The sequence below is a fragment of the Methylibium sp. genome (assembly GCF_031393925.1).
GTDB lineage: Bacteria > Pseudomonadota > Gammaproteobacteria > Burkholderiales > Burkholderiaceae_C > Methylibium.
This window is the reverse complement of the sequence record NZ_JANMWL010000132.1, coordinates 1-8306: the sequence shown is the minus strand read 5'-3', so window position 1 is coordinate 8306 and position 8306 is coordinate 1. Positions and strand designations below refer to the sequence as shown.

The following is an 8306-nucleotide window of genomic DNA, read 5'->3' as shown; positions in this document are numbered from 1 at the left end:
GCAGGGCTAGCGGGCCACGGGCGCGGGGACGGCGCCGGTCGCGTTCGGCAGCACCGTGGCGGGTACACCGGGGCGGGTCGCGCCGGGCGACATGTCACGCGAACCCGGGCTGTTGGAGCCCGGGCTTATGTCGACATTGGTGCTGGCGTCAAGCGCGCCGGCAGCTGCAGGCCGATCACCGGCCCCCGCCATCGACGCTTGCTGGCGCAGGCACTCCTGGCGAGCCAGCGCGCTGACCAGGCCGGTGCAGGTGGTGATGTTGTCGACCGGAGAGCCGCCCTGCAGCGTCGGCGTGGGTTCGTTCATTGCGCCCCCCACGGCCGGCGAGCCGCTGGGCGGAGGCGTCACGGGTGGCGTCGGCGTCACTGCAGGCGGCGACAAGGTCGCAGGCGGCGGCAGCGCTGCGGGCGCTTGCATCCGAGTGGCGGCGGGCGTGGCTCGCGTGCCGACCGCGCCGGTGTCGGTGCCGGTGCCCGTCGACGTTTGTGCAATGACCGCGGCTGACACGACCAACAGTGCGGCGGCGGTCGAATGATGAATGCAGAGTCTCATGGCGGGCTTCCTTCGCTGCGATGCTTGATTCGCTTGCCGAGCAAGCTGCGTGCCTTGCGCACGACCCCCGCAGAGCCTCGCACCGCAGTGACCGTGAGAGTCTGGGGTCACCGATGATCGGCGGCCCGCTGCGCCCGCCTCAGGCCATTCGTGCAGCTGCCGCGCCGTGTGCTGTTGGCCTGCTACGCGCGGTGTCAGTGGCCCTGGCGAGTGCGTCGATGCCTGGTCGAGGTCGACCTGCTGCACAAGCCGGTATTGCCTGAGCGGCTTTACCGGACTCTGTCGAGGCTGCTGGCTGAGGCGCCTTCCTGGCGGCTCGCGCTGGCACGAGCGATGCCGGATGCGACGGTTGAGACGCCAGCTCGGCCGCCGTCACTTCGCCAGCCGAAAACCCACCACCGTGATGCCATCGTCGGAGCGCGCGTCGACGCTGCCGCCGTGCATGGAGGCGATGGCGCGCACGATGGCCAGGCCCAGGCCGTGGCTCGCGTCGCGTGCGCTGCGCGAAGGTTCGCCGCGGTAGAAGCGGTCGAACAGGCGCGGCAGGTCGCGCCGCGCGATCGTGGGCCCGTGGTTGCGCACGCTCAAGGTGACCTCGCGCTCGGTCTGGCCGATCTCCACGGTGATGGGTGCGGGCGGCGTGCCACTGGAATACTTCAGCGCGTTCGACAGCAGGTTCGACACCGCGCGCCGCACCAGCCCCCGGTTGCAGCGCACCTGGGCGTCGCCGTGCAGCGCCACGGATACGCCGGCCTCGGCGAGCAAGCCGTCGTAGTACTCGATCACCTTGCCCGCCTCGGCGGCGAGCGAGACCTGCTCGCGGTCGCCCGCTTGCTCGCCGACGTCGGCGCGCGCCAGAAACAGCATGTCGCCGACGATCGCGCCGAGCCGGCGCAGCAGCTCCAGGTTGGTGGCGTGCAACTGCGCCAGCTCGGCCTTGGGCCGCTCCATCGCCAGCGTGACCTCGATGCCGCTGATCAGCGCGGCCAGCGGCGTGCGCAGTTCGTGCGCCACATCGGCGTTGAAGGCTTCGAGCCGCGCGTGCGACTGTTGCAGGCGCTCGAGCGCATCGTTGAACGAAGCCGCCAGCGCCTGCAGTTCGTGGTCGTCGCCGCCCGGCGGCAGGCGCAGCGACAACGTCTCGGGCGTGATGCGCGCCGCCTGCTCGGCAAGCCGGCGCACCGGCCGAAAGCCACGCCGCGTGGCCACGGCCGCAAGCACCACCGTGGCCAGGAAACCGAGCGCGCAGATCCACGCCACCGTGTTGCGGTACATGCCCAGCACGTGGCCGCGCATGCTGACGCCGAGCGCGACGGTGACCTTCGCACCTTCGGCCATGCCGGGCTCCTTGATGGTCACGCGGCAGCCGGCCGTGGTGCTGCCATCAGCCAAGGTGAACATCGACGGCGCCTCGCTGCTGCCCGTGCTGCCGAAGCTTCCAACAGGCTCGGGAGCGCTTGCGAACAGCAGCCGGCCATCGCGCGCATGGATCCACACCAGCAGGTTGCCGTGGCCGGCCATCACGTCGTCGAGCTTGCGGCGGAACTCGTCGTCGACGCCGGCCTCGCCGCTTTCCTGCAGCAGGCGTTGCACGAGTTCGATGCGGTTCTGCACCTCGTCGAACTCCACGCGCATCAGCTCGCGCTCGAGCGTCCAGTAGAGCAGTGCGCCGGTGGCCGCGAACACCGCCACCGCGATCAGCGCCAGCGTGAGCGTGAGCCGCGCGACGATCGAGCAGCGCGGGTCGAGCAAACGCTGCATCGACACCCGCGGTGCACCCTCGAGCAGGGTGCGGCGGGGCATCGCGATCACGCGCGCTGCTCCAGCACGTAACCCATGCCACGCACGGTGTGCAGCAGCTTGCTCGGGTAGGGGTCGTCGAGCTTGCTGCGCAGGCGTCGCACGGCGACCTCGACCACATTGGTATCGCTGTCGAAGTTCATGTCCCACACCAGCTCGGCCAGCAGCGTGCGCGAGAGCACCTGGCCGTGGCGCTGCAGCAGCAAGGTGAGCAGCGTGAACTCCTTGGCGGTGAGGTCCAGGCGTTCGCCTGCGCGTTGCGCGCGGCGGCGCAGCAGGTCGAGCTCCAGTTCGCCGAGCGCAAGCGTGGTGCTCTCCTGCGTGCGCGTGCCGCGGCGCAGCAGCGCCTGCACGCGCGCCAACAGTTCGGAGAAGGAAAACGGCTTGATCAGGTAATCGTCGGCACCGCCCTGCAGGCCGCGCACGCGGTCTTCGACCTTGTCGCGCGCCGTGAGCATGAGCACGGGGGTGTCCTTGCCCTCGCGGCGCAGCGCCTGGAGGACGCCGAAGCCGTCCACGCCGGGCAGCATCACGTCGAGCACCAGCAGGTCGTAGCGGCCTTCGAGTGCGAGATGGCGGCCGTCGATGCCGTCGTGCGCCACGTCGACCACATGACCGTTCTCGCTCAGGCCTTTCTTGAGGTAGGCAGCCAGCCTGGGTTCGTCTTCCACCACCAGCAATCGCATCGCTTCGCTCCGTTTGTCGCGTGAAGGTCAGTCGCGCTCGGGATGCTTTCCTTGCAGTTTTGTAATCGCGCCGTGAGGCGCGTGTCGAGCTTCGGTTTCTAAAGTTCTCCTCACGCTGAATCCCTCAGCGCCTTGCCCACGAGGCCAACCCCAGGAGATCATCATGACCAAGACCATCCGCCGCACTCTGCTGACTTTGGCGATCGCTGCCGCCAGCTTCACCCCGCTCGTCGCGTCGGCGCAAGGCGATCCGACGCAAGACGTGTTCCGTCCGTCGGCGTCCACCACGGCCGACGGCTGGCGCGACTTCGGTGGCGGCTACGGTGCCTTCGTCGGCCAGCCCCAAGGCGCCAGCGGCGGCAAGACCCGGGCCGAGGTGCGCGCCGAGCTTGCAGCCTGGCGCCTGGACATGGTCACGCACGACGGCTGGCGCGACTTCGGCGGCGACTACTCGGTCTACGTCGGCCCGCCGCAAGGCGCGAGTGGCGGCAAGACGCGCGCCGCAGTGCGGGCTGAACTCGAAGCCGCGCGCGACAACCCGGTGGGCTACGACGGCTGGCGCGACTTTGGTGGTGGCTATTCGGTCTACGCTGGCCAACCCGCGCCCGCCGACCGCATGGTGCCCACGGCCGCGGCTTCACGCTCGGCCGCGGCACCTCGTTAGACGACGCGATGGCAGGCACGGCGTCCTGACCGAAAGGGCGCCTGTGCGAGCCATCCTGCGGCGTTGAACCGAAGGCCGCCAAAGCACTCGCGCGATCCGGCCCTCGGCAAGGCAACCGGACCTGCTAAGGCCTTTGAAGGCGATTTGCGCGCACGCGTGGTGTAAGCTTTTTGCATGTGGCAAGTCTTCAAGGCCGTGCTGGTGTGGTTGGTGGTGCTGGCGATCCCGACCCAGGGGATCGCCGCATCGACCATGCTGCACTGCGGGCCCAACCACATGCAGCAGTCACGCGCGGCTACCGAGCTTGACGATGCCCGGCACGGTCATGCGCATCAAGGCGACGCGCATCACGACCCGGCAGACGGTATTGCTGCCGCGCCCGGTGTGACGACCGACGCAGGGCCTGATCAAGGTGGGCATGCAGACGCTGCCGCCAAGCTCGCCAAGTTCAAGTGCAGCGCCTGTGCTTCCTGCTGCTCCGCGGTGGCCATCCTGCACGTGGTGTCGCCGCTGCCCGTCATTGATTGCGTCTTTGAAGGTGCCCCTTCGCCGCTGATCGGTCGCCCGGGCTTCTTCACCGACGGGCCAGAGCGCCCTCCTCGAATCACTCTCGGCTGAGCGAGCCGCGTCGCGTGCTTCCCGGCTGACGGGCGCGCCACCGGCCATCGCGTTGAACCGTAAGCCGCGCTGTCGCGCGCGGTTTGTCCACCGTTCCTCCGAGAGGTTTTCATGAGATCAATCCACAGCGCTGCTGCGCTTGCCGCAGCGACCGCCTGCGTGCTGACGTTCTCGGCACCCGCCCTTGCCGGGCATGAGGCCGGCACGGCCCGACGCGACCCGCTCGACGCCACGGCCAAGGTTGCGCCCGCGACCTATCGCTCGGCCTTTTCAGACTACCGGCCGCTGAGCGACGACAAGCTCGACTGGAAGCAGGCGAACGACACCGTCGGGCGCATCGGCGGGTGGCGCAACTATGCCAAGGAGGCGCAGTCGCCCGAGCCCGCGTCGGCTGCCAAGGCCCCGACCGACAAGGCATCGGCGCCCGCCTCTGCCGAGCCCATGTCCAAGCCGATGCCGGCCGGGCATGGTGGCCACCCGATGAACTGAGGAGCAGGACGTGAGCTTCCAAACTTTCTCGGTGGCTACGCCGCCCCGGCGGCGCCTGCGCCTGCGTCTGCGTCTGATCGCGAGCGCCGCGGCAGTGAGCGTGCTGAGCGGCTGTGCGACCTTCAGCGCCGATGGTGGCTTCGGTCCGGTGGAACAGACCGCCAAGCAGCGACTCGGCAAAGACCTGCTGTGGGCTCGCTCCGCCGCCGACGTCGACGGCATCGAGCAACGCGTCGACGAACTGCTGAAGCAGCCGCTGAGCGCCGACAACGCGGTGCAGCTCGCGCTCCTGAACAACCGCGGGCTGCAAGCCAGCTTCCAGGAACTCGGCATTGCCGAGGCCGACCTGGTGCAAGCGAGCCGGCTGCCGAACCCGGGCTTCGTCTACGGCCGCCTGAAGCGCGGCGATAAGCGAGAGATCGACCGCCTGTTCAGCTTCAGCCTCGCGCACCTGATCGCGCTGCCGCTGGCACGCCAGATCGAAGCCCGGCGGTTCGCGACCGCCCAGGGCGGCGTGACGCTGGAGGTGCTCGCGCTGGCGGCGCGCACGCGCAGGGCTTACTACACCGCGCTTGCGACCGGGCAGACCGAGCGCTACATGCAGCAGGTCAAGCAGACGGCCGACGCCGGCGCCGAGCTGGCACGGCGCATGGCGCAGGTCGGCAACTTCACGAAACTCGAGCAGGCCCGCGAACACGGCTTCTATGCGGAGGCGACGCTGAACCTGGCGCGCGCGCAGCAGGCGCAGACCAGCGCCCGCGAGCGGCTGACCCGTCTGCTCGGCTTGTGGGGCCAGCAGACCACGTTCACCCTGCCGGAGCGGCTGCCCGACCTGCCCAAGGCACCCGGCGACCAGCCTGACATCGAGCAGATGGCGATGGCGCAGCGCATCGACGTGCAGGCTGCCAGGTTGATGGTCGAGGCCACGGCCAAGATGCTCGGCCTGACCAAGGTGACGCGCTTCGTCAGCGTGCTCGACCTGGGCTACACGCGCAACACCTTCAACGATGGTTCGACGGAGCGCGGCTACGAGATCGCGTTCGAGATACCGCTGTTCGACTGGAGCGGCGCACGCGTGGCCAAGGCCGAGGCGATCTACATGCAGAGCGCGCAGCGCGCGGCCCAGGTCGCCGTCGAGGCCCGCTCGGAAGTGCGCGAGGCCTATGCGCTCTACCGCTCGGCCTACGACATCGCTCGCCACTACCGCGACGACATCGTGCCGTCGGCCAAGCGCATCTCGGACGAGAACGTGCTTCGCTACAACGGCATGTTGATCGGCGTGTTCGAGCTGCTGGCCGACACGCGCTCGCAGATCGCGAGCGTCAACGCATCCATCGAGGCGCTGCGCGATTACTGGATCGCCCAGGCCGACCTCGACATGGCCCTGATCGGCAAGCCCGATCCGATGGCTTCGGCCCCGGCGGCGACCCGCGCCGCGGCAGCCGGCCCGGCCCACTGAACACAGGAGCATCCACGATGGTTTCCCGACGCAATTTTCTCGGCAGGGCCGGCGCCGTCACGGCGGCCGTCAGCGCCGCTGCGGTCGGCAAGGTGGCGATGGCCGCGCTGCCCGAGCCGGTCATCCAAACCAAACCCGACACGATGCCGCCGCTGGTGCCCAACACGGGCCGCCCGTACAACCCCGTCGTCACGCTCAATGGCTGGACCTGCCCCTGGCGCATGAACAACGGCATCAAGGAGTTCCACCTGGTCGCCGAGCCGGTGGTGCGCGAGATGGCGCCCGGCTTCAAGGCCCACCTCTGGGGCTACAACGGCCAATCGCCCGGCCCGACGATTGAAGTGGTCGAGGGCGACCGGGTGCGCATCTTCGTCACCAACAAGCTGCCCGAGCACACCAGCATCCACTGGCATGGCCAGCGGCTGCCCAACGGGATGGACGGCGTCGCCGGCCTCAACCAGCCGGCCATCCAACCCGGCAAGACCTTCGTCTACGAGTTCGTCGCCCGGCGGCCCGGCACCTTCATGTACCACCCGCATGCCGACGAGATGGTGCAGATGGCGATGGGGATGATGGGTTGCTGGATCACGCACCCCAAGTCGAGGCACCCACTGATCGACGAGGTCGACCGCGACTTCGTCTTCCTGCTCAACGCCTACGACATCGACCCGGGCGCCTACACGCCCAAGATCATGACGATGCTGGACTTCAACCTGTGGTCGTGGAACAGCCGCGTCTTTCCGGGCATCGACTCGCTCAATGTGCGCAAGGGCGACAAGGTGCGAATCCGCATGGGCAACCTGACGATGACCAACCACCCGATTCATCTGCACGGCCACGAGTTCGTGGTGTCCGGCACCGATGGCGGGCCGACCCCGAAGAGTTCGCGCTGGCCGGAAGTGACGACCGATGTGGCGGTCGGCCAGATGCGCCAGATCGAGTTCCTCGCGGACGAGGAAGGCGACTGGGCGTTCCACTGCCACAAGAGCCACCACACGATGAACGCGATGGGGCACAGCGTGCCCACCATGATCGGCGTGGAGCATCGCGGCGTGGCGCGCCAGATCACCAAGCTGATCCCGGACTACATGGTGATGGCCGAGCGCGGCATGGCCGACATGGCCGAGATGGAGATGCCGCTGCCCGACAACACCGCCCGCATGATGAGCGGCGACGGGCCCTTCGGTTCGGTCGAGATGGGCGGCATGTTCAGCGTCGTGAAGGTGCGGCGCCACCAGAAGCCCGGCGATTACAAGAACCCCGGTTGGTACCAGCACCCGGTCGGTGAGGTCGCCTTTGAGTGGACCGGCGCGATGGCCGAGCCGGCGCGCCCTGCATCCAAAGAGCGGGCGCAGGGCGGCGCGGCCATGCCGGCCAACAACATGCCCGCCAAGGAAGTCGAAGTCCAGGTCCGCAAGCCGACCGGCAAAGGTGGCCACTCGGGCCATTGATGACCCGCCGTTCACTATCCCATCCCAAGGAGCCGTTTCCATGAAACTGAAATTGATATCTCACGCAGCGATTGCAGGCTGGGTCGTTGCCAGCGGCACCGCATGGGCCGCTGGCACGCATGCCGGTGGGCATGGCCCCGACGAAGCGGTCATCGGCAAACCCGGCGTCGCCGCAAACGCCACCCGCACCGTGCAGATCGACATGAGCGACGCGATGCGCTTCACGCCGTCCAAGCTGAAGGTCAAGCAAGGCGAGACCGTGCGCTTCGTCGTCAGGAACTCCGGCCAGATCAAGCACGAGATGGTGCTCGGCACGGACAAGGATCTCGCGGAGCACTACGAAGTGATGAAGAAAAACCCGGAGATGGAGCACGCCGACGAGAACATGGTGACCGTTGCGCCGGGCAAGACCGGTGAAGTCGTGTGGCAGTTCACCAAGGCGGGCAACGTGTCCTTCGCCTGCCTGCAGCCGGGCCATTACGACGCCGGCATGAAGGGCGCGGTGCGGGTGAGCAAAGTTGCTGGCGCTAAAGACGCGCAGAGCCCAGGGCATGCCGGCGCAATGCCGTTGGCTGCGCCCATGGCCG

9 protein-coding genes are annotated in these 8306 nt (G+C 68.4%); 6 read left to right on the top strand and 3 right to left on the bottom strand.

Annotated elements, in window-relative coordinates; translation table 11 throughout:
- Nucleotides 1–6: 6 nt before the first annotated feature.
- The 3 genes from RMO12_RS07825 to RMO12_RS07815 all read right to left on the bottom strand — a co-directional run bounded on the left by RMO12_RS07825 (nucleotide 7) and on the right by RMO12_RS07815 (nucleotide 3038).
- Nucleotides 7–552, bottom strand: a complete 546-nt coding sequence (locus RMO12_RS07825) for a hypothetical protein (RefSeq protein WP_309638858.1) — start codon at nucleotides 550–552, stop codon at nucleotides 7–9.
- Nucleotides 553–924: 372 nt separating this feature from the next.
- On the bottom strand, nucleotides 925–2355 hold the full coding sequence (locus RMO12_RS07820; protein ID WP_309638859.1) for a heavy metal sensor histidine kinase: 1431 nt from the start codon (nucleotides 2353–2355) through the stop codon (nucleotides 925–927).
- A gap of 5 nt (nucleotides 2356–2360) precedes the next feature.
- Complete coding sequence (locus tag RMO12_RS07815; RefSeq protein WP_309625956.1) at nucleotides 2361–3038, bottom strand: heavy metal response regulator transcription factor; 678 nt, start codon at nucleotides 3036–3038, stop codon at nucleotides 2361–2363.
- Between the two features lie 163 nt (nucleotides 3039–3201).
- Between RMO12_RS07815 and RMO12_RS07810 the strand changes: the two genes are divergently transcribed.
- From RMO12_RS07810 to RMO12_RS07785, 6 genes are all read left to right on the top strand, one after another.
- On the top strand, nucleotides 3202–3702 hold the full coding sequence (locus RMO12_RS07810) for a DUF4148 domain-containing protein (protein ID WP_309638857.1): 501 nt from the start codon (nucleotides 3202–3204) through the stop codon (nucleotides 3700–3702).
- Between the two features lie 174 nt (nucleotides 3703–3876).
- Nucleotides 3877–4320, top strand: a complete 444-nt coding sequence (locus RMO12_RS07805; RefSeq protein ID WP_309638856.1) for a hypothetical protein — start codon at nucleotides 3877–3879, stop codon at nucleotides 4318–4320.
- 111 nt (nucleotides 4321–4431) lie between these two features.
- Nucleotides 4432–4809 (top strand): hypothetical protein, encoded by a 378-nt coding sequence (locus RMO12_RS07800; RefSeq protein ID WP_309638855.1) that lies wholly within the window; start codon nucleotides 4432–4434, stop codon nucleotides 4807–4809.
- A gap of 10 nt (nucleotides 4810–4819) precedes the next feature.
- Nucleotides 4820–6268, top strand: coding sequence for a TolC family protein (locus RMO12_RS07795; protein ID WP_309638854.1), 1449 nt, complete (start codon nucleotides 4820–4822; stop codon nucleotides 6266–6268).
- 17 nt (nucleotides 6269–6285) lie between these two features.
- Entirely contained in the window at nucleotides 6286–7719 is a 1434-nt protein-coding gene (locus tag RMO12_RS07790; protein ID WP_309638853.1) for a copper oxidase, read from the top strand.
- Nucleotides 7720–7759: 40 nt separating this feature from the next.
- A partial coding sequence (locus RMO12_RS07785) for a cupredoxin family protein (RefSeq protein WP_309638852.1) occupies nucleotides 7760–8306 on the top strand: 547 nt, incomplete at its 3' end.